The organism is Colwellia sp. BRX10-1 (assembly GCF_014077545.1).
GTDB lineage: Bacteria > Pseudomonadota > Gammaproteobacteria > Enterobacterales > Alteromonadaceae > Colwellia_A.
This window is the reverse complement of record NZ_JACGWC010000018.1, coordinates 60,448-82,185: the sequence shown is the minus strand read 5'-3', so window position 1 is coordinate 82,185 and position 21,738 is coordinate 60,448. Positions and strand designations below refer to the sequence as shown.

Genomic DNA, 21,738 nt, shown 5'->3' with positions numbered 1-21,738 from the left:
GTGGTTTGCAATATTTTAAAGCAAGAGTCTGTAACCATATGGGTGACTGTGGCACAGCAACGTCAACTTTAGTAAATGCTAGTTGTGGTGGCGGTGGTGGCGATTTGTAATAAATTAAGCTCAGGTGTTGTTAGAGTATAATAATTACCAATATCATCTGAGCGTACAATAAACGGTTGACTTAAAATTAAACTAATTGAGATATAAAATGAAAATTAACAATCTTTTGATACTTGTAATTATCTGTTTTATTAACGCTTGTCAGGGTGATTCAGAAGAAAAAGCAGAGCCAATAGCTGAACAAAAATATTTACTGGCTGTGACCTATGATAACTATGCATGGGGGGCAAGTCATGCAGGGATTTTTGTTGATATTGAAGGCAACTTTTATCATTATTATCATGATAAAGGGGATAATGATGGTTACCTTTCAGTAAATGAAGTGGCAGAGCAGTCAGAAATAGAACTCACTAAAGTGATGGGGGGCGCTGGGACTTTACTTGAAACTTTAGATATTGAAGTTATCAAGGAAATTAAAAGTATTGCCAGTCGGGTGACTTCTCATAATTTTACTGAGTCGCAGCAACGTTGTCATGATTCTGGAAGTATACGTTTTTTTAGCTTTTATTTTAATATAAACACTCAAATGTATACTCCAACTCTACTAGAGAAAACTGGTGGATTGGCACAAGTTAATCTTTCACCTTCTGCAAAAGAATTAGTGAATTGGCTGGACACTAAATCAAGTGAATATCAGTTAGGTCTTAATTCAGATGATTGCAGTTATATACCTGAAGATTAATATTATACGACTTTACTTTTGTGAAAATTCTTATAACTCTATAGCACTTTTGGGGATATATGACCTTAAAGTTAACAATCTAATTTCGGTGCATCCAAGATGATTCTAATGTCCGCTTTTGAAATTGGGAACATAATTGTACGTTCAATATTAAGTGAATTTTAGAGTACAAATAAATAAAATTTGTTGTAGTAGCTCAGACCAGTTCTGCCGTTAGTAACTCAAAAGCTAACTTCCGCTTTTGGCTAATAAGTGACCATTCAGTACATAGCTTAGGAGGTTTTTAAATTTCCTTATTTTTTGTGACGTTTTTTATAGTTTTCTCACGATTTTTGACGAAAATTTTTCAATCGATTTAACTCAATCTAGCTACAGCCAAGAAAATCCTGAACGAGAGTTCTAATTATTCATGAAGATCCATAATTGTGCAGATCCTCCCTCCTTAATCATACAGGGTAACGCAGACAAGGATGTAGCGATTGTTTAAGGGGGAATTACGTTTAGAGAAGGTCAATCCCCTGGAGTTGAATCTCAATATATAGAGTTTGAGGATACGAGTCACTCGCCGACCATCGAACAGGATCAGCGCGGAGTATATGCGGTATTAAAGTGGTTTAAAAAGCATTTTTAATATGACTAATTAGCGTATGCCAAAAATATTAATGAGACGATTAAAAAGGTTATTTTTAAGCGTGATGTCTAGCAATAAACGTTTTCTACCCAAACTTTAATAATTTAGAGAGCGGTTGTTAGAGCATAGGGTTTATATTTCATCCTTTAAATAATAAAGGCACAAAGCTATTTTGTTAACTATGCCCACCTATGATTAGTTAATAACTTCTCGCCACAAGATAACTCGATCATTTCCTCTAAAGACTCCAAAGGTGGCTATCGCGCTAGGGTTTTCATTTAAAGTTTTCACTTCTACACCATTCCAGTGCCAATCGTATTGCAGCCATGGATATATGTTATAGATGACTTCTACCTTTCCTTGATTCCCTGATGCTACAGCAGGTAAAACAATTTGTCGCGTTACGCCATTAGGTAAATCATCAATATCTACAAATGCACCCGAAACAGCAGGAATATCAGCAGAATCAAGGCCAACATCATTAAGCGAGCCGAAACTAACATTAGTCGAATTGTATTGGATACAAGTATCAGTATCAGCTAAAACAAAGTTAGTGCCATCAAAATACTCTACTGATAAAACTTGCCCTATACGGGACGTTTCTGGACCAAAGCTGTTGTTAAGAGAAGCTCGACCAAAACGAATTTCTTTCCCTTCAGGGTTCAAAGCCCATAAGCGACCATTATCGGTATCACCATCACTGTCAATAGCGACTACGCTATCTGTGTCACTTACGGCTGCAATTCCTAATTCTATTTTAGCTGGGAAAGGAGTTATCTCTGTATTTTGATCTCGAAGGTAAACAAAGTTATCCTCAGCGTTAAATGCGTAAGTAATAACTCCTCCGCTCTCTTCAAGAAAAACCCCTTCACTTAAATTGGCAGTAAGCTTAACTTTCGCACCAAGTAAATCAAGAGTGTCAGCATCTTCTGTTGGCGTAATATAGGTAACATTACTCGGTAAAAGTTTTATGAAATCTCCCGTGTAATTACTTGTTGTTGTGCAAGTTCCACTAGGACAGATTGATGATTTTGCCGTAATGAATAATTCAGGAGCAAATTGATATTGCAACGATCCTTTACTTGAAATTGATGATGTCGATGTTCTACTCATTTGCCCGCTATAAGCGAAAGTCATTGCTGGAAAGGGGTTATTAATATCACAAACCGACATTAGATCGCCATCCAGACCCGTTGTTAATTCAAAATGATGAGGGATAAAGCGACCAACATAAGGTGCTACTCCTGTAATATCACCTGCCCCTAAATAAGTACCATTCGTTAAATTTGCAGCAAATTTGACAATACCTACTTCGTCATAAGTCATACTTTTATTATTATTAACACCATTAGTAGCAATACCATTACTAAAATCAGTAAAACTGACATTGGTTAAAACCCCTTCTGTACCTAGGGTTGGCAGATAAAGGCTATCGGTTATAATAGCGTTTTCTGATGTGGCTTCATTACCAAAGTTAACAGTAGTGGTATTATCAGATAAATCAGCACCTGTATCTGGTATTCCATTTCCATCACTGTCATCTGTGGCTTGCCACTGTACGGCTGTTAAACTTGTAGTAAAATCATCCCCTGCTTTTTTAAAAGCACTATTAACTTGATTAGCACTCTGTGCTTTTGGGTTGCCATTAACATTAATATAAAACCCAAGCGGCCTAACCACAAAAGCGCTAGACGAACCGAGCATATAATTACCTGTTGGGTCGCCATTTTCATCACGAATATTATATCTAGCATGAAGTTGTACTTTGCCCGCATCAGGATAAGTAAAAATAAATTCTGCACTGTTTACGGCTTCGTTACTAAAATTAAGAGCCACACCCGTATACGTTTTGCTCGCCGCATTATTTAAAGTTTTAATAGGGATATCAGTGCTTAAGTTATTGATTGTTACTTGGCTACCTGCACACTCGTTAGGGTCAACACAAGTTGCTAGCATTTCAATAGTGTTGCTATCAATAAATGCTGCCTGACAAGCACCCGTTGTAGGGTTTTTCTTTACCGCTTGTACTTTTAATGTACTCGCTTTATAACCAGTATTTGAGGGCTTGGCTGATAATTGCTCTGGAATAGCTGTCCCTTCTGTATCGGAGAAAAATCGAAAACCAGTATCTTCAAAAACTACATCACAGCTTGCTGAAGCATCATTTTTACACTTATAAGTTTGATCTAAGCTTAATGTAGCCGCTCCTGGATTGGTGAAGTCAAAACTGACACCGGTGCGACCAACAACGGTCACTGTTTGATTTACCATACCATTAATTGCTAGTTCTACGTCCGTAGCGTCTAAGTTAACTGTATTACAATCGGCATCTGCACAAGCTTTTATGATGATACTTTCAGCTTCACAAGTTAAACCACTCCCATCATGTTCAATTTCGTAGTGATCAATAATAGGATCACCACAGTTATTGGTAAAATCCTTGAAAGTACCGACCAATGCTAGACCACCAGCTTGTTCATTTGTGTGATAAGTATCAGTGTCTCTGTCACTGTCTTCGACAATACTAAACCCAACATTTACAGGTGAGATAGCACACCGTTTTAGCCAACCACCGTCACCACCATTACGAGTGTTCTGGGTGGCAATAATAAGTGGGTTGTCGCTATAACTGCCAATTAAGTTGAATATACGGCAACTATTTAGACCTTCGATATTATTGCCTGTTTGAAAAGATTCATATCTTATATCATCCGTTAGCTGTCCAATAACACCTTGGGTAATAGCCAAATAACCTATGGTTTCATTGGAAGCAATAGTTCCTGTGTTTGTTTCTGCTCGATCTAAAGCCATATTAAACTGAGTTTTAGTAACACTTCTAATAGCGGTAACTAAAAAGGGCTCTGAAATAGGGAAAGGGCCGTCTGGATTATTTACGTTGGGTTCATTATTCATTGTCTGAATGGATGCAATGATAGAGGGTGGTTGTGAAAACCCTAAATCGGTAATATCAACAGTATCCCAAGAACTACCGCTAAAATATCTCCCTTGAAAACGTTTAGTATCCAATGTGCTCACCCGCATTTTAGCACCTCCATCTAGATCATAATCTCCTTCTACAATAGCCAAAAAATCTACTGTTTGAGCTATGTTACCTGCGGGTGCGCTAGGGTTGGCTTTTTCTGGTGATTCCACCTGAGCAATATCAAAACCACTTTCTGTAACATTGCTGATCCTAAGTGCAAGGCGATCACTATTACTCGCAGTAGTAGGTAAACTAAAAACCACTGGAGCAACTGAAAAAGGTGTATCAAAACAAACATGAGTAAATGAAGGGTTATCTGCTGTGTTATTTAAGGTAATACGCCCTGCGACCACTTCAATTTCGCCACAAGCTACTGGGTCGCGCGTTGAGCCATCGGCATTGTCACCGGCTTTTTGCTTGGCATATATATTAGCTATTCTATCGGAGTTAAGTACAGCATCATAAATTTGAAACTCATCTAGTTTTCCTTCAAAACCTTGAGCCACAGAAAAGTCACCACCAAATTCATCTTGTTCTTGGCCAATAACAATTGCATTACTATTAGTGACAGATAAAACACCGCTATTAACACCATCATCACAATCTTGTTCATTACCATCAACAAATAAGCAAACATCTTCACCCCTTCGGGTAAGGGCAATATGATGCCATGAGCCATCAGTGAGTTCGATACTACTTGTTAAGGTTTCACTGTTATCTCTAACTTTAATATAAACTTCGTATTCATCTTTAAGGAACACCTCTAATTCATCATCGTTTTCATTATCACCTAATGCATGAAAAACTTCCTGCTGAGCTTTATCTACAGTTGTATTAACCCAGAAACTCACCGAGAAGTCATCTAGGCCATTAACAGAACCACTAGGCACCATAACCCAGTCATTAATGCCATCAGCAGTTAAGTCGAGTGACCGATTAATAACAGCATCATCAACAGGATCTGATACACCAAAGGTTTTACCAGAATAATCTCCCGTTTGATCAAAAACCTCATCATCAGCCCCAGTGTAGCTGCAATCATCAAAACGGTAATCTAAGATTAAACTCGCGGCTTTAACAATTGTTCCAGTAGCAGTTGCATCAGTGATAGAACCTGCACTTGCATTACTTAATGTAAGAGTAAAGTCACCACTCCCTAAAGGTGAAGTAATAATATTTACTGTACTAGAGATATCACCCTCGAATATCGTTACCGTGCCATTAGCGCTCGTATAATCAGTTCCTGAAGTAGCAGCACCATTTGAGGTGGCATAATCCAAGGTAATATCTTCGGAGTAACTACTCGTCAGCTCAATAGTAAAAGTGGCAATATCGCCAGCATCAATACTTATATCATCAACAGAAATATCGGGCTCATTTCCAATCACCGTAATACCAAATGTAATTGAAAAAACATCACTTTCTTTGTTGGTGTCACAACCATCTTTTCTATAGGCATAAAAAGAAATAGTATAACTACCTGCTGTTGAAGGTGCAGTAATATCAAAACCACGATTATAAGTGCCCGCACGTTCTATATTAGCGTCATTATTGCAAGTAGTCGTACCATTTAATATGTAAGAAGTGGATCGCCAACGCCCATTATCACCGTTCCCATCGGTAGTGACATTAAGTAGCACTGATATTGTTTCGCTCGCTGAAACTATTGTAGTTGGAGTACCATTAAGTAGTACACTATTAATAACTCTCTCAGCTTGACTCGGCAGTGAAAAACAAAGTAACAAAATAGCTAATATTAATACGTTTTTCACGGTGTGATCCTTCCCTATACTATCTGACTAGAACAAGCATTTAAAATGCATCTACATATTGACATAATCTTAGATTGTATTTTGCTTTATCAACAAGTTGCCATTTTTACAACAAATAAGTTTGGTCGCTTGATGAAAGCTTTCATCATCAAAACTCTGTCTTGGCAAAAAATAAAATATAGGCAATGTTAACAAAATAAAGCAAAGGTAACGCTAAGTAGCTAAAGTTGCAATATAAAGAGGTGAAATTGACTGACCACTAAATAAAAATGGATACTCACTTGTATCCATTTTTACTGATTCAAACAACCTATAGCTTACGACTGTTAATAAACCTGTTAAATAACGAGACCATAAAGATATTATTTATCTTTATGGTCGTTAATATCTATCCATGAATTACCTCAAAAATATCTTTAAATGAGGTTTTAGTAATAATATCAATATGTAAATGTAATTTACGCGCAATATCACTCGAAGATATAACACCTCTTATATGGTGATTACTCCTATCAACAACTAAACAATGGCGTAATCCATAATTTTTTAATGTTGAAACAACATCATTAACCTTAGCATTTTCAATATCTTTGTAATCAAGTGCGTGTAGCATAGACCTTGGTATCATCATATCTTTTACTAGTATTTCATCTCTAGCAATGCCCTTCGCAACTTCTGCTACGATACTTTGCTCTGACAACTCATTGGTACTCACTATACCTAAAAAATCATTGTTTGTTGACACAACTATTTTCATTTTTACATGTGCTTTGAGCATCAACTTTAAAGTATCGGCAGCATCAGTATCCCCTTCAATCACTAACGCCTTATGTTCTTTAAAATCAGTAAAGATATCTGTAGCTGGCGATGTTAAAGATATATTGTTAAAATCTTCTGGTGATATAATCTTGTCTATTAAATCTAAATCAAATAACTGTAAACTGGTCATAATTACTACTCACTTTATTAAGAATCATCTTGTCTGTAACAGAAAAACACATACTAAATAAATGATATTTTCCTGCTGCTTAATCAAGGTTTTAATCGTGTTACTCAGTTAATTAAACGCTTGATTAAAAGCATCTTTTGTATAATTAAAAATCACTTTTATATTGATGTTTTTTCTGCCTAGTAAATGAAATATGACAGCCGAACTTAGCATGACCTTTTCGACAACTATCAAGCTCAAAAGTAACGTGAACACAATGAATTAAATGTGTGTGTATACTAAGGTTTATACGATTTTATTAACGTAGGATTTTAATTTTGCGTCCTACGTTTAATAACAAAATATCGTTGATAGCATCTTAAATAAATCTCCACAAAAAATTGTCGAGATTAGGTCAAAAATCAATATTTAAATGGCCTGATTAAAAGCAATGAAATTTATACGATTTTTAAGGGAGGAGCTCTTGGGTGCAGGTATTGAAATTTGTCATTCAATAATATGATATTTTTGTTTGTTGAGATTTTAAATAGATAGGTAACTTGGTTGATGCGATTATTTGTTTTATTGCTGATAAGCAATACATCAGGTTCTGTATCACACGCGATATCAGTGAAGATTTCAAGAGTAAATTGTTGAGCAATGTTCGAGTTTATTTCATCGCCAATACTATATCCTAGCTCTCCATGGGAGCTGGTTATAAAAAATAAAAAAATGGCGAAGATAAATTTACTCAAGCGGTTCTCAAAATAAATTATTATTTAATAGATATTGAGTGACAAGTTTATTTTTTCAAGTCAGTAAATGTAATTTTTTATTTCTATGATTTTCAAGTTACTTTTTCACAAGTAATTTCTCTTCAAGTAACGCTTTAAATAGCGCTTATTTAGGCTATCTGCCGGTTATATCTAACAGCATAATCTAAGCAAAAACTCAGCAAATCTTAAGTTAACTCTGCTATCTTCTACAAAGAGAAACTGTTTATTGTAGGCTTACCTTGAAAATATTAATTATTGAAGATTCAACTTCGTTAAGAAGAAGTCTAAAAATAGGGCTGTCAAACTTAGGTTTCACGGTAGATGATACTGGCGATGGCTCTGAAGGCCTAAGTATGGCTTTAGCTGGTGATTACTCGCTACTAATACTTGATTTGATGCTGCCATCAGTTGATGGCACTGCAATATTAAAAGCTATAAGAAAAGCCAATAAAGACCTTAGAGTACTGATACTATCAGCAAGAGATCTGACTGAGGATAAAATTTCAGGCTTATTAAATGGCGCTGATGACTATTTAACAAAACCCTTTTCATTCGATGAACTTCATGTTCGTCTGCTTTGCTTAATGCGCAGAGGCAGCTTAAATATAAATGACAGCAAAATTAATATTGGCGTTTTTTCATTAGACATTCATTTAAAACAATTGCTATGCAATGGCATCAATGCCCATTTAACACCTAATGAATATAAGCTTGTTGAATGTTTATTTACCAATCAAGGTAAAGTCGTCTCTCCTGAAAAACTAAGTGACTATCTAGCCGGCCAGTACAATGCAGTAGCAAAAAATTCCATTGAAGCCCATTTATCAACTACCCGAAAAAAAGTGAGAGATATAGGGCATGATTTACCCATAAAAACCAAGCGTGGTTTCGGCTATTTTGTTGAGAAAAATTAATGACTTCTATTAAGAAAAAGTTAAGTCGATATATATCAATATCAATATCGATATTGTTAGTCTCGCTCTTTTTAATTACTGATATTAGTGTTGATAGTTGGATCAGCAGTCAGTTTGACCGCGCGATGATTAATAAAGCCGGTTTATTAGAAACCTTAGTAAGCGAGCATCCTGACAAAGTAGATTTTGATTTTGCTGATGAGTTTATGCCTGAGTTTTCAGGGGCTAACGATCCTGAATATTTTCAATTATGGCGAGATGACAAGGTATTTGAGCGCTCTGAAACACTTAAGCTTTTTGAAAATAACGACTTACCCAAGTTAGACGTTACACTACACAAATCATCAATAACAAATATAACCCTACCCGATGGGCGTTCTGGCCGGATGTATTTCACAAAATTCATCCCTCAAATCGACAGTGATGTTAGAGAAGAATACGGAATAACAAAAGCGTTCTTTGCAAAAACTCAAAAGCCAATGGAGTTGGCCTATGCAACGAGTAACGAGGGCTTAAATCAAATTCTTTGGTTTGTTGATATTATTTTTATATTGACCTCGATTTTCGCGGTTATCGCGGTAAGGATTATCGTTTTTAATGTTGTTGAGCGAGGGTTAAAACCGCTCGATGAGTTAAATATCAAACTGAAACAGATTAATTTAAATTCTGAAATTAGCACCATATCAACTAGCCAACTCCCCGAAGAACTTATCGCAATAGCAGACGGAATTAACCATTTTATCAGCGAGAATAAAATTCTTTATTCCAGAGAAAAAAGAATTACCTCTGATATTGCACATGAGTTAAAAACGCCAATCGCCGAGTTACTTAATTTAAGTGAAGTTGCAATAAAATTCCCTCATGAAGAGCAGTTAGCCGCAAGCTTTAAGACGGATGTACTTGCGATCACACAGCGATTAAGAAATATCGTCAATGGGATACTTTTATTGCAAAAAAGTACTTATCAAGCTGAATTAGAGAAACAACAAGTAAATGTTGAGCTGTTACTTAAGACAATCATGGTCTCTGAAAATAAGCAGTGCAGAAATATTACCCTTAGCTTTAGTAAGCAATGTGGTTATATTCAGACCAATGAATTTGCTTTCACTACTGTGCTAACTAATCTGATTAATAATGCGCTCTACTATAGCCCAGAAACAACTCCGGTGATTATTGCCGTAAGACCAGAAAAAAATACCAATAAAATACGGCTGGATATTTCAAACGTCAGCAGTTTTGAATATTCAGAACAAGACTTAACGATGTTTTTTGAACCTTTGTGGCAAAAAGATTCATCAAGAACATCCGAAGAAAGGTACGGGCTAGGTTTAGCAATTGTTAAATCTTACTGTGAGAGAATAGGGGCTATTTTAGACGTAGCAATAGCACCTGACCAACGTATTACTTTTACTATTATAATATGATCTACGGTATTATTTTATCTAGCCTATGACTAAGCTTGTGGCGTTATGAAAAATAACGACCATCAGTACCACTCAATTGCATTTATGTTTACCGCTTTAAAATTAAATATTTGCGATAAAGCTACGATAATTCGTAAACGTCAAGGTAGTTACAAGGCAACTAAGCTGCCATTAATATTTTGTCAAACATTGATGATATAAAACTTTTAACTTTAACGATGCCCCCATAACGATCATAAGTAGATATAATAGCTATTTCCCTTTATCAATTTTATTTGTTAATGTGCCAGTGCGTTAAATCAGTATCGATGTGGGGACGACCTCACCGCTCTATTTTTTCAGGGGACGACCCCTAAATTTAATAGAGTGTCTATATGTATTGGTTCATCTTATTTCTCGCAGGAATTTTAGAAGCTGGCTGGTTAGTTGGTATTCAAAAATCAGAATCTTTTACAAATATCCCATATGTAATATTCGCTGTTCTTTCAATGGCGCTTAGCTTAGTGTTGTTCTCAATAGCATTAAAAGACATTCCTGTTAGCCAAGCATACCTCGTTTGGTTAGCTATAGGTGCGTCATCAATTTCAATCATAAACCATTACTTTTTTGAACAACCACTTTCAATTCAACAATTGTTTTTCTTTTGTTTGATCTTTGTTGGTGTGGTTGGTCTAAAAATATCTAATTAATACAAAAATTAAACTTAGGAAATATATATGTCTGGTGAAAAAAACTTAGCAAAATTAATCGCGTCTATGACGCCTGTTTTAGTCGAAAATGAATATGTGTTTGGTACTCTTGAGACATATGATTATCAACAAGTATTATTGCTAAACCCTTTAAGTACTTTTCAAGAAAAGGAAGGACTAACCGTTATATTGACGAAAGAAAAAGCCGATGAATTTGGCATTTCTTACTCTGGTGTTTTTAAATGTATTACATTGAATGTACATTCAAGCCTTGATGCAGTTGGGTTAACCGCTGCGGTTTCTACTAAATTGACGCAATCCAATATTAGTGCAAATGTGGTTGCTGCTTACTATCATGATCATGTTTTTATTGCCGTTAAGGATGCAGAACAAGCATTAATTGATCTTAACGCACTGACTCAACAAGGCATTGCAGGTTAATACCGTACTGGTTATTGAAAGGCATTACATGGTTTGTATACTGCTGAAGTATCTACTTTGTCAGAGGTTGCCTTTCAAATTTAAAACCCTAATGACTTCAATATTGGCTTAGTTGCCAGTTAGGATAAATCCGCATCTATGACTTATGATTATGCTCAGTGTCCTAATAATATATTGATGCTAACGTCGCTTAATCGGAACAGTTACTATTATAAAAATGAGTATTAACGACTCTTTTTCAGAAATGATGATGATTTATTTCTGAAAGTTGGTGGTTAACCTACATAACATTAGCTGGCCAATGTTATGTAGTCGCAGTAGTCAATGGTAATAACCGAAGTTCTAATGTTATTGGGTGGCATAACTGATGTTATTATTCAAAAAAAATAATGCCCAAAGAAGTACCTATTATTGAAATAAATGCCAATGTCGTTCAGTTTCGTTACAAATCTGTCTTTTAACACTGACCACCTTTTATCTAAGCTATCGATTTAATAGCGAATGTCAGATGACATGACTCAATTTAAAAATATTAATCTTAATTTTTATAAAAGACAGCTTAAATCAAAAAGCTCTTCGCCTTTTGACTAAACTGAGGCTTGAATTTTAATCTAGTCACGCTTTAACCGAATAGGTAAACGCTAAAATCACCTATTTAAGATTCTTCTAGTTTACGGCAGGTATTATCAATTTTTTTAATTCGAGTGTTGCAACTTCTTTACCTTCTTTTTCTTGCTCTACTCTAAAAGGAATAAAGTTATGCTCGACACTTAACCAAAAATGGGTTTTTCTTGAGCTATTGGTTTTTACTCGAGAAACCTTTAACGTATCAACCAGCCCCATTGGTGTCTTAATTTTTTCTCTACCTGAATATTCAAATATATAACTTTTAACTGAATTATCATCATAAACAAAATATTCTAAATGCTGTTCTTTTTTTTGTAAGTCATGGCTCAATTTCTCGATAACTAATAACGGGTCGAGTATATTAGCTTTTAAAGCAAGCGACCATTGTTCAGCGGTATCGCTCCCTAAAACAAGTTGGTTAGCATAATCAAATTCAATCGTTTGATTCTTTGTCTTCTTAAATGTTCGCTCATCTTTGCTGGTATATTTTATTGGTTTTATCTGTTGAGCATCATATGAAAACTCACTAGATTCTTCGGTATTAATGACATAAAAATATTTTGAAGCCTCCGTTTTAAATGTCAATTTATACTGATTATCAGCAGTTTTTGATAACATCCGCTCTGCTGTTCCATATTTATCACCTTTTCGATAAACGGTATAATGCGCTGTATATTCTGCCAAAGTGGCATTATTCGCTACAGTGGATTTCTCTGTACTTTGTGCATAACAACTGACCATAACTAAACAGGACAATATATAAGTTCGAATATAAGTTGAGCGTAAAAAATGAGAGTAGAGAAACATCCAAATAGTACCTTGTGGTGGTGATGCAGAAAAATCACATGGAAAACGTTCTCTTTTTAGCGTAAATCACGTCCAAGGTAAATTGATTTTTATCTTAAAGGCTATTTTCAGTTTAGCCTAAGCGAACCTTAAGTTTGTATTATTACTATGAAGACACTAACCCATAGGTGTTTTTATGAATTTAATAATTAAATATATCTCTTATTTCAACAATATAAAATTAACAACGAATCAATTATTGTTCTTTACCAGTTGCTACATAGCACTGATCTTGAATTTACCTTTTTTGATCAAATCCACAACGATTATTACGGCGCTTGATAACTATAATTTATTCTTTCTGGTGTCATTGCCAATATTTTTATTAGCGTTAACCATGATCATTCAAGGGCTTTTTTCATTTAGATGGTTAACTAAACCTTTGTTGATCGCTACGGTGATTTGTTCTGCTTTAATATTTTATGGCACCATTTCATACGGGATCGTTTTTGATTACGGTATGGTGCAAAATACTATAGAAACCGACACGGCTGAAGCGTGGTCCTACATAAATTTTCACGCTATTATATTCTTTATATTTTTTGGATTGCTCCCCTCTTTCATTATTTATTCGGTACAATTAATTTATAAGCCCTTTTTCAAAGAACTGTTAAGTCGACTAAAAATCATTAGCCTAAGTCTTATCTCGGTCTTTTTAATAGGCGTCTTTTTCTATTCAAATTACGCGGCTGTTGGCAGAAATAATAAAGACCTTATTACTTACATCATCCCTTATAAAATGGTGGTTTCGTCATTCAAATTTGTCCGAAATCATTATTTTTACCCACCATTAGAATTTAAGGTCTTAGATACAACGCCATCAATAGTGCGTGACAGTCAGAAAAAGCATGTCACCGTAATGGTATTAGGGGAAACAGCTCGCGCTCAAAGTTTTTCACTAAATGGCTATGGTAAACGGACTAACCCATATACCGAAAAACAAGGTGTTGTCTCTTTCTCAAATATGAGTTCATGTGGAACGGCAACGGCTGTTTCTGTCCCCTGCATGTTTTCAAGATTAAATAAAACGGGTTATGACAAACGTGTTGCGATGGCACAACAAAATGTTGTAGATCTTATTCACTTAGCGGGGGCTGACGTTTTATGGATAAGTAATAATAACGGCAGTTGTAAAGGCGTTTGTACGCGGGTAAAAACGAAACAAATAGATACTAACCAATCAAACCCTTTGTGTGATGGTGAGTACTGCTATGACGAAGCACTTTTAGCGCCCTTAAAAAGTAAGCTTAATGAGCTAACCCATAAAAACACCATGATTATACTGCATATGATTGGCTCTCACGGACCCACTTATTTTAAACGCTACCCTAAAGACAAACGTATTTTCACTCCTGATTGTCAACGCAGCGATATTCAAAATTGTACACAAGAGCAACTTATTAACAGTTATGACAACACTATCGCTTATACCGACTTGGTACTCTCAAAAATTATTAATGAGTTAAATCAGGTGGCTGAGAAAAATGATATTGAAACTTCTTTGCTTTATATTTCAGATCATGGCGAATCACTTGGTGAGAATGGACTTTATTTACATGGTTTGCCCTACGCCTTCGCTCCAGAGGAGCAAACCCATGTTCCCATGATCTATTGGAACGACCCAATGCAAAATGACTTTGACCTTAATTGCTTGAAAACATCAGCAAAATCACCTATAACTCATGACAATGTTTTTGACACTTTACTTAGTATTATGTCAGTTCGAACAAAAGCATATTATATTGATAATGACCCTTTTCTGGCGTGTAAATCACAAGGTGCTATAGCACGCACCACTATAACCCAAGACAAACCAATGGAGATTCAAGACTAGTGTTTGACAATATAAACAAACCCAAAGGGTTTCATAGAGTCTATTTAGCGGCTTTAAATTCACTACGCGCATTTAAATGGCTTTACGCCAATGAGTCAGCGTTTAGACAAGAGCTTTTACTGCTTATTATTGCCATACCACTGTCTTTTGTATTTGATATAAGCTTCAAAGAACAAGTGATATTAGTCCTGGCGATCCTCTTTGTTATATTTACAGAAATAATAAATACCGCCATCGAAGCTGTTGTTGATAGGGTTGGTTTAGAGATTCATCCATTGTCTGGGCTTGCAAAAGACTTAGGATCTGCAGCAGTGATGATCAGCCTTATTGTCGCCAGTAGCATTTGGCTAATAATACTTCTGTAATGCTCATAAAAGCTTAACTTCAGTTTAAGTTAAGCTTTCCTTAAGTTTTATACTTTAAGGTAAGTATCGTGTTTTATTAGAGATATTAATAACGATGTTTACCTCTACAACCGCTTTATTTCGTCCATTTTTACTGTTTGCATTATTATTAATTTTTACACTTTTTGTCGCTAGACTTGGCTTTGCGATTTGGCAAATTGAACGTTTTACCGATTTTGGCAGTATGGTTACCCTGATACTTAATGGGCTAAAAATCGACTTAAGCACGCTAGGTTATCTATTAATTTTACCTGGAATAGTTCATCCCTTGCTAATGCTGTCTAAATTTCAAAGCACATGGCTTAGCGCGTTAAGAGCAATGTTTTTCTTTATTTTTATGGCAGTGCTCTTTTTTGAGCTTGCCACACCTGCATTTATTAATGAATATGGATTTAGACCTAACAGGTTATTCATCGAATATTTAGCTTATCCTGATGAAGTCATGAAAATGTTATTCAACGGACACTTATTGACCATAGTTGTATTATGTACCTTAATGATGGTGTCTAGTCCGTTTATTTGGCGTACGGTAGGTAAACTCACTCGTACCAACAAGCCAATAATTGCTGTAACGCCCTCATCATCATCCCTATCATTTATCATGCTCTTTATTGTGCTTTTTCTCTGCGCCAGAGGTACTGTAGGTCATCGCCCTATTAACCCGTCATTCGTTTATTTTTCTACCGACCCACTGATTAATTCATTAACCTTAAATTCAATCTATAGTGTTGCTCATGCTTATAAACAGTTCGGTAATGAAAAGTATGCATCAAAACTTTATGGCACTATGGCTACAGAACAAGTTATTAAACTTGTTCGCCAGGAAACTGGCTTAAATACACAAGTTTTTAATAATAATGCGCAACCTTCTTTTAGCGCTAGGGCACCCGTTTACCAAGGAAAACCTAAAAATTTAGTGATAATTTTAGAAGAGAGTTTAGGTGCGCAATTTGTTTCATCATTAGGAGGGCTACCACTTACGCCTGAAATTGATAAATTAAATACTGAAGGCTGGGCGTTCAAAAATTTATATGCTACCGGTACACGCTCTGTAAGGGGCATTGAAGCGGTTATTACTGGGTTCACACCAACGCCAGCTCGAGCAGTAGTAAAGCTTGATAAATCTCAGCATGGCTTCTTCACCATCGCAAGTTTACTTGAGAGAAATAATTACACCACGCAATTTATTTATGGTGGTGAAAGCCATTTTGATAATATGAAAGGTTTCTTTTTAGGCAATGGCTTTAGCGATATTGTTGATTTTAACAAAATACAAACCCCTCAGTTTGTCGGTTCGTGGGGAGCCAGTGATGAAGACTTGTTTAATCAAGCTGATATCGAATTAAGCAAATTACACAAAGGTGATAAACCTTTTCTAAGTTTTATTTTTTCATCCAGCAATCATGATCCTTTTGAAATACCCTCAGGTAAAATAACGCCACTAGCATATTCAACAGCGCAATTAGCTCTGTACGATTCAAAAGAACTATTGCGCCATCAGGCGATCCAATATGCAGACTATGCTCTGGGTAAGTTTATCGACCAAGCAAAAAAACAACCCTATTGGCAAGACACTATATTTATTATTGTTGCTGACCATGATGCTAGAGCGTTAGGAAACGACCTTGTTCCTATTAAAAATTTCCATATTCCAGGCGTTATTCTTAATTCAGGCAATAAACATTTATCTGATGAAAGAATTGTAAGTCAAATCGACCTTGCTCCGACCTTGCTGTCCTTAATGGGCGTAACTAACGATTCCCCTATGATTGGCCGTGATTTAAATAATACCCAGGTCAAAGGAAGGGCAATGATGCAATATGCCGATAACTTTGCCTATATGACCAATGAGGATGTCACAATACTGCAACCACAAAAGCCACCAATAAATTTTGACTATTCTTTAAAGAAAAAGAAACTAGAACCTAAAGCAATTAACGCGAAACTTGCTGAGATCGCTTTAGCCCATGCTTTATGGGGAAGTTTAGCCTATGAAAATCAGTGGTATTCCAGTAAAACTGAGTAAAAGACTGAGTAATCGAAACTTAAGTTATTATTTTTAATAACTTATTAATGATATCACTGACATATTTTCGTCAGCATTCCATTCGTGAGCTTTATTAAGTCGGCGGGGCTCAATTCTATTTCTAATCCTCGCCGGCCTGCACTCACATAGATAGAGGCGTAATGGTTAGCTGAGGCGTCAACAATTGTTCTCAGTGCTTTTTTTTGTCCAAGTGGACTTACTCCTCCAAGAACATACCCCGTTGAACGTTCAACATCAGACTTATCAGCCATATTAGCTTTTTTAGCTCCAACAGCTTTTGCAATAAGCTTCATACTAAGCATAGCGGAAACCGGAATAATACCTACGGCTAAGCTTTTATCATCTAGCATTACCACTAAAGTTTTGAATATTCGTTGTTCGATGACACCTAATTTTTCGGCTGCTTCGAGTCCATAGGACTCCGTGGTTTCATCATGAGAATACTCATGTATTTTATGTGAAACTTTATTTTTTTTAGCTACATTGATTCCTGGTGTCATTTCAATATCCTAAGTGAGTAGCCTAAAGAAATCGCTGATAATTGTTGGCTAATATATTATTATAAAAACAATGTTCAAACTTAAAGAGCTTCTTTAAAGCGACTCTTTATGTTCATGCTGACAGTTCCAGCATATCTCAAAGGAAGCATCATTTGTTTCGGCGCAGCTTTTACATAGCCAGTCTTCGCCTTTGTTAGCCTGCTGATATGACATTAATATCGTTGTTGCACGTTCAAAATCAGCCTCATTAACAAGCCAGACTTCTGGCCAAGCATCAAAAGCTGATATTTCACCTACGGCTCCTTGAGCAAATTCATTTTTAATAAAGCAACTTATTTGTTGTGCTTCAATAAGGTTTTTAACATTGTTAACCATAAAATGGTTTTCGTGAGCATAAAGCAGTTTCATCATTTCGCCCTAGTGATAGTTATTAATAGGTAGGGTGTAGTTAGCTAAAATATTAACCAATAAATTCATTGTTATTACTTTGTTAATAAAACTGAATTTACGCAAGTACGTGTTGGCTAATATGCTGATTAAATTGGATAAGATCGAAAGAGCCTTTAATCTCAAATTTAGCCATACCGAGTTCACTAACATAGACTTCTATTTCACAATCTAAATCTAATGTGCCCGATGACTCAACTGAAAAAGCCTGTATTTTGCTATAAGGCAAAGAAGTATAGTCGACCTTTGAACCGGTAATTCCCTGAACGTTGGCGGCAATAATGCGCTTATTTGTGAATACCACTTGGTCTCTAATACTCTTAAAGGCCGCAAAAATTGACTCCCCCTCAATCATAAACTTGTGAAAGTCTTCTCTCGCATCTTCGATTTCTATTGGTTTTAATTTGAACACCGAAGAGTTTTTAAAATCTATCATAGTTAATCCTTATTTAAATAATTTTCGAATACCGTAATTAACAGCATAGCTTTGCAGTATTGACAAACGTGACATTTATCTCCAACTTCATGGTTTCCCACGATGATGTTACGCCATAGCAGTATAGTTGGGGTGTGCTTGTACCCTATTGATCCACATTTGAATCGCAGGATATTCAAGCAGATTAAAACCACCCTCTTCTGCTACGTGTGTATATCCATAAAGTGAAATATCAGCGGTAGTCAATGTGCTCCCGACAAGATAAGGTGTTATTTCCAATTGCTTCTCCATAATTCTTAGAGCTTTGTGACCCCCTTCTTGTTTGGATTGATATTCCGCTTTACGGTTATCAGGTAAACCAAGATATTTAGCAATAAACCTAGCAACAGCAATAAATGGCTCATGGCTATATTGTTCAAAAAATTGCCACTGCTGTACCTTTGCATTTTCATATCTATCTTTAGGTAACAGTGATGAACCTGAGGCAAGGTAATTCAAAATAGCGTTAGATTCTGATAAAAAACGTCCGTCATCGAGCTCAAGTAACGGAATTTTTCCTGTTGGGTTCTTTTTCAAAAACGGCGCTGTGCCACTATCACCTGCAAGTATATTAATATTAATCCACTCATGCTCTATCTTTAAAATTGAGGTGACAAGCTTAATTTTATAACAATTACCTGACTGAATATCCGCATATATTTTCACTAAATTATCCTTAAACATGCCACGGTGCAATAATTGCTCGAACAATTATTATCGACAATATAAATAATAGCTTGTGTAATCAAACAGCGTAATACTTTACTGACTAGCTATGCCGATTACTCGTCCAACAACCAACCTTGCTCTACCGCATTATCAATTTGCTGACAAACATATAACCATAACTGAGGAGCGAGTCCTTCAAGAAAACTATTACGTTTTAGTACCTGTGATTTGTTAACCTTATGCTTAACCCAACTGCCCCCCTCATTCTTTATATTTTGTAAAAAGGGTAAAACGCTGTCTATGGCTTTAGCAAATCGAGCATCAACAGTTTTAGCTTCTTCGAACTCTAACCATAAGGCATTAAAAGCTTGAAACTGTTTATCCGGCAATAAACCAAAGATACGGGTTGCTGCAGCAATTTCTTTTTCTTGTTGCTCTGCTAGTGCTTGTTTATCGGAAAAAGCAAACATATCTCCTGCATCTATCTCGACAATATCGTGAATAAGTAACATACTCATCACTCGTGCTATATTGACTTTCTCTACTGCATACTCTTGAAGTATTTCAGCCGTTAATGAAATATGCCAACTGTGCTCTGCACTGTTCTCAAATCTATTTTTATCAGACTTGACCAGCGCTTGTCGATAAATTCCTTTGAGCCTATCTAATTCAATAATAAAATCTAATTGTTTATTGAGTTCTTCCATTGTTTTTCCAAAATGATAAGGTAAATGAAGCATAATTTGACGACAGTTCGCCGCCTATAGCATAAAAGATCGTGCTTAGTGGTGGTCAACAAATCATCAAATAATGGCGAGGCGGGAATGAGCAACTAAGTGGCGTTTAAAACCAAACCTTTCGATTGATTAATGATCACAAGTGAGAAGACAATTTCTGTTGCTCCACCAATAAATGCGCCAATGATAAAATTAGCACCTAACAATATACATAACATACCAGAAAATATCAGCACGCTTCCTAAAAGCCAATATATTTTTAAGCCATACAGCGTATTAAACACTAGATAACGTACACCAATGATCATCAGCATTATCGGATAAAACCATTCAACTTGCAGCTTTGCTACATAGAAAGCCAAAAATAAACCAACAAATAAGATAATTGTACTTTCTAATGCCAGTTTGCCAAGTGGATTTTTAGGATAGTGATTGCCAGGACGTTTAAAGTATTTTGACAATAGCATCGACAACGGATGGATAAACATACCGCCAAAGAATAATGCTAGCATACTCAATTGATTCGAATGCACTAAGGCAACTGAACCAGCAGCACACCAAATTAAACCAGAAACTAATACACCAATTCCACCATCAAAATATGAAAAGCGCATATTTTCCTGTGCTGCTTCAAACTTCATCTAAACTCCTTAACTTTGCAATGCATGTCCTATTAACGGCAATTCACTAACAATAATATCCTTAACAAAAATATTGAGTAAAACCCTATAGCTAATACTTAGTGTTTGAACATTTTTTGTAAGCTAAAATGGATAGTTAAAGCACAAAAATTTGATTAATCAACAAAATATAACATTGGCCACTTTGAAAATACAACCGCTACATTTTTAACTTAGGTAAAAAAACACCTTAAATTAAGTAAAAAAATACCAAATATTAATTTGGTATTTATCTAAAGTTGACCAAGAGAATCAGTTTAACTTTTACTTCGGTAATGAATCATCAGTGAACCCGAAACATTACCAATAGAGAGCTCTTTAACCAGTTCATAATCAACTTCTTTAAAAAATTGTTGATATTTCTTTGTTGTCGCATAAACAGCAACCCCTTCACTTGCAGAGTGCTCTTCTAATATTGTATTGACGGCTGCCATAAGGTAATGACCAAAGCCATGATGTTGATGTAAAGGATGAATCGCAATAAAGGCAAGCATATGAAATTTCTTCATTGGTACAGCAGCAAGTACTGTTTTTTCTTTTTCAATCATCTGTTTGGTACTAAAGTAGCCAGCACCTAGCATCATCTTTAAACGCCAGTGCCAAAATCGCTCTGAACTAACACTTTCATCTGGGCTATTTAAACAAGCAACACCTACCATTGCCTCCCCCAAGTATAAGCCAACCATAGGTTGTTTAGTATGCCAAAAAGCACTTAACTCTTCTCGAATGGCTGCACGCAACTTTTGTTCGTACTCGTTGTTTTCATTGGAAAATATTTCTAGAAAAACAGGATCATCATGATAAGCTTGATACAATAAAGAGGCAGCGAGTTTTAAATCTTCACCTGACAAATAAGCAGCTTTTATATCAAGATTTTTTTTATCACGTATTACTTCTGACATACCTTGTCATCCTTGCGTTTATTATTTTTATTTCATCACCATAGCAGTAAAAAACGAATAAGGTCAAACAAAACTCCAACGCTTTCAAGCTATTTTCTTAAGACAAATATGTAATAATAAACCGTCGATAGCAGGTGCCGTTATAGTAAAAACATTAGGGTTTAGTTGTAAAGGTAGCACTAGCGGTTACCTTTACACTATAAACAATAA

At 35.7% G+C, this 21,738-nt stretch carries 18 protein-coding genes; 8 read left to right on the top strand and 10 right to left on the bottom strand.

All coding sequences use genetic code 11. The annotated features are described in order from the left end of the window. Nucleotides 1-208 precede the first annotated feature (208 nt). Nucleotides 209-802: a hypothetical protein gene (locus H4J75_RS14260; RefSeq protein ID WP_182216747.1), complete on the top strand. Its 594-nt coding sequence runs from the start codon at nt 209-211 to the stop codon at nt 800-802. Nucleotides 803-1,628: 826 nt separating this feature from the next. Here H4J75_RS14260 and H4J75_RS14255 read toward each other — a convergent pair. Beyond that, a complete protein-coding gene (locus H4J75_RS14255) occupies nt 1,629-6,188 on the bottom strand; it encodes a DUF6701 domain-containing protein (RefSeq protein WP_182222496.1) in 4,560 nt (1,519 codons plus the stop codon). Between the two features lie 388 nt (nt 6,189-6,576). Further along, on the bottom strand, nt 6,577-7,137 hold the full coding sequence (locus H4J75_RS14250; RefSeq protein WP_182222495.1) for a CBS domain-containing protein: 561 nt from the start codon (nt 7,135-7,137) through the stop codon (nt 6,577-6,579). A gap of 994 nt (nt 7,138-8,131) precedes the next feature. Between H4J75_RS14250 and H4J75_RS14245 the strand changes: the two genes are divergently transcribed. From H4J75_RS14245 to H4J75_RS14230, 4 genes are all read left to right on the top strand, one after another. Further along, on the top strand, nt 8,132-8,806 hold the full coding sequence (locus H4J75_RS14245; protein WP_182222494.1) for a response regulator transcription factor: 675 nt from the start codon (nt 8,132-8,134) through the stop codon (nt 8,804-8,806). Then, a complete protein-coding gene (locus H4J75_RS14240) occupies nt 8,806-10,230 on the top strand; it encodes a HAMP domain-containing sensor histidine kinase (protein ID WP_182222493.1) in 1,425 nt (474 codons plus the stop codon). Before H4J75_RS14245 ends, H4J75_RS14240 begins: the two co-directional genes overlap by 1 nt. A 374-nt stretch (nt 10,231-10,604) precedes the next feature. Beyond that, on the top strand, nt 10,605-10,919 hold the full coding sequence (locus H4J75_RS14235; RefSeq protein ID WP_182222492.1) for a multidrug efflux SMR transporter: 315 nt from the start codon (nt 10,605-10,607) through the stop codon (nt 10,917-10,919). Between the two features lie 27 nt (nt 10,920-10,946). Then, nucleotides 10,947-11,360, top strand: a complete 414-nt coding sequence (locus tag H4J75_RS14230) for an ACT domain-containing protein (RefSeq protein WP_182222491.1) — start codon at nt 10,947-10,949, stop codon at nt 11,358-11,360. Nucleotides 11,361-12,026: 666 nt separating this feature from the next. Here H4J75_RS14230 and H4J75_RS14225 read toward each other — a convergent pair. Next, on the bottom strand, nt 12,027-12,794 hold the full coding sequence (locus H4J75_RS14225; RefSeq protein ID WP_182222490.1) for a DUF3108 domain-containing protein: 768 nt from the start codon (nt 12,792-12,794) through the stop codon (nt 12,027-12,029). 175 nt (nt 12,795-12,969) lie between these two features. Between H4J75_RS14225 and H4J75_RS14220 the strand changes: the two genes are divergently transcribed. The 3 genes from H4J75_RS14220 to H4J75_RS14210 all read left to right on the top strand — a co-directional run bounded on the left by H4J75_RS14220 (nt 12,970) and on the right by H4J75_RS14210 (nt 17,097). Beyond that, nucleotides 12,970-14,667 (top strand): phosphoethanolamine transferase, encoded by a 1,698-nt coding sequence (locus H4J75_RS14220; protein WP_220465323.1) that lies wholly within the window; start codon nt 12,970-12,972, stop codon nt 14,665-14,667. Continuing rightward, a complete protein-coding gene (locus H4J75_RS14215; protein WP_182222489.1) occupies nt 14,667-15,032 on the top strand; it encodes a diacylglycerol kinase in 366 nt (121 codons plus the stop codon). The genes H4J75_RS14220 and H4J75_RS14215 overlap by 1 nt, the downstream gene beginning before the upstream one ends. A 94-nt stretch (nt 15,033-15,126) precedes the next feature. Beyond that, nucleotides 15,127-17,097, top strand: a complete 1,971-nt coding sequence (locus H4J75_RS14210; RefSeq protein WP_182222488.1) for an LTA synthase family protein — start codon at nt 15,127-15,129, stop codon at nt 17,095-17,097. A gap of 53 nt (nt 17,098-17,150) precedes the next feature. Here H4J75_RS14210 and ybaK read toward each other — a convergent pair whose 3' ends face one another. From ybaK to H4J75_RS14175, 7 genes are all read right to left on the bottom strand, one after another. After that, nucleotides 17,151-17,618, bottom strand: coding sequence for a Cys-tRNA(Pro) deacylase (gene ybaK, locus H4J75_RS14205; protein WP_182222487.1), 468 nt, complete (start codon nt 17,616-17,618; stop codon nt 17,151-17,153). A gap of 93 nt (nt 17,619-17,711) precedes the next feature. After that, a complete protein-coding gene (locus tag H4J75_RS14200) occupies nt 17,712-18,029 on the bottom strand; it encodes a DUF2007 domain-containing protein (RefSeq protein ID WP_310733764.1) in 318 nt (105 codons plus the stop codon). A 94-nt stretch (nt 18,030-18,123) separates the two neighbouring features. Further along, nucleotides 18,124-18,501: a PH domain-containing protein gene (locus H4J75_RS14195; protein WP_182173093.1), complete on the bottom strand. Its 378-nt coding sequence runs from the start codon at nt 18,499-18,501 to the stop codon at nt 18,124-18,126. A gap of 108 nt (nt 18,502-18,609) precedes the next feature. Next, nucleotides 18,610-19,206, bottom strand: coding sequence for a glutathione S-transferase family protein (locus H4J75_RS14190; RefSeq protein ID WP_182222486.1), 597 nt, complete (start codon nt 19,204-19,206; stop codon nt 18,610-18,612). Between the two features lie 116 nt (nt 19,207-19,322). Next, nucleotides 19,323-19,916 carry an HD family hydrolase gene (locus H4J75_RS14185; protein ID WP_182222485.1) on the bottom strand — a complete coding sequence of 198 codons (594 nt, stop codon included), beginning with the start codon at nt 19,914-19,916 and terminating at the stop codon, nt 19,323-19,325. A gap of 125 nt (nt 19,917-20,041) precedes the next feature. Beyond that, a complete protein-coding gene (locus H4J75_RS14180; protein WP_182217556.1) occupies nt 20,042-20,587 on the bottom strand; it encodes a DUF7010 family protein in 546 nt (181 codons plus the stop codon). Nucleotides 20,588-20,883: 296 nt separating this feature from the next. Continuing rightward, on the bottom strand, nt 20,884-21,528 hold the full coding sequence (locus tag H4J75_RS14175) for a GNAT family N-acetyltransferase (protein ID WP_182222484.1): 645 nt from the start codon (nt 21,526-21,528) through the stop codon (nt 20,884-20,886). Nucleotides 21,529-21,738: the final 210 nt, after the last annotated feature.

Bases quoted from the DNA above. Each gene is read 5' to 3' on its own strand.
- H4J75_RS14240 (WP_182222493.1), top strand. From the start codon at position 8,806: ATGACTTCTATTAAGAAAAAGTTAAGTCGATATATATCAATATCAATA.
- H4J75_RS14200 (WP_310733764.1), bottom strand. From the start codon at position 18,029: ATGATGAAACTGCTTTATGCTCACGAAAACCATTTTATGGTTAACAAT.
- H4J75_RS14185 (WP_182222485.1), bottom strand. From the start codon at position 19,916: ATGGAAGAACTCAATAAACAATTAGATTTTATTATTGAATTAGATAGG.
- H4J75_RS14220 (WP_220465323.1), top strand. From the start codon at position 12,970: ATGAATTTAATAATTAAATATATCTCTTATTTCAACAATATAAAATTA.
- H4J75_RS14175 (WP_182222484.1), bottom strand. From the start codon at position 21,528: ATGTCAGAAGTAATACGTGATAAAAAAAATCTTGATATAAAAGCTGCT.
- ybaK (WP_182222487.1), bottom strand. From the start codon at position 17,618: ATGACACCAGGAATCAATGTAGCTAAAAAAAATAAAGTTTCACATAAA.
- H4J75_RS14235 (WP_182222492.1), top strand. From the start codon at position 10,605: ATGTATTGGTTCATCTTATTTCTCGCAGGAATTTTAGAAGCTGGCTGG.
- H4J75_RS14180 (WP_182217556.1), bottom strand. From the start codon at position 20,587: ATGAAGTTTGAAGCAGCACAGGAAAATATGCGCTTTTCATATTTTGAT.
- H4J75_RS14195 (WP_182173093.1), bottom strand. From the start codon at position 18,501: ATGATAGATTTTAAAAACTCTTCGGTGTTCAAATTAAAACCAATAGAA.
- H4J75_RS14230 (WP_182222491.1), top strand. From the start codon at position 10,947: ATGTCTGGTGAAAAAAACTTAGCAAAATTAATCGCGTCTATGACGCCT.
- H4J75_RS14250 (WP_182222495.1), bottom strand. From the start codon at position 7,137: ATGACCAGTTTACAGTTATTTGATTTAGATTTAATAGACAAGATTATA.
- H4J75_RS14225 (WP_182222490.1), bottom strand. From the start codon at position 12,794: ATGTTTCTCTACTCTCATTTTTTACGCTCAACTTATATTCGAACTTAT.
- H4J75_RS14210 (WP_182222488.1), top strand. From the start codon at position 15,127: ATGTTTACCTCTACAACCGCTTTATTTCGTCCATTTTTACTGTTTGCA.
- H4J75_RS14260 (WP_182216747.1), top strand. From the start codon at position 209: ATGAAAATTAACAATCTTTTGATACTTGTAATTATCTGTTTTATTAAC.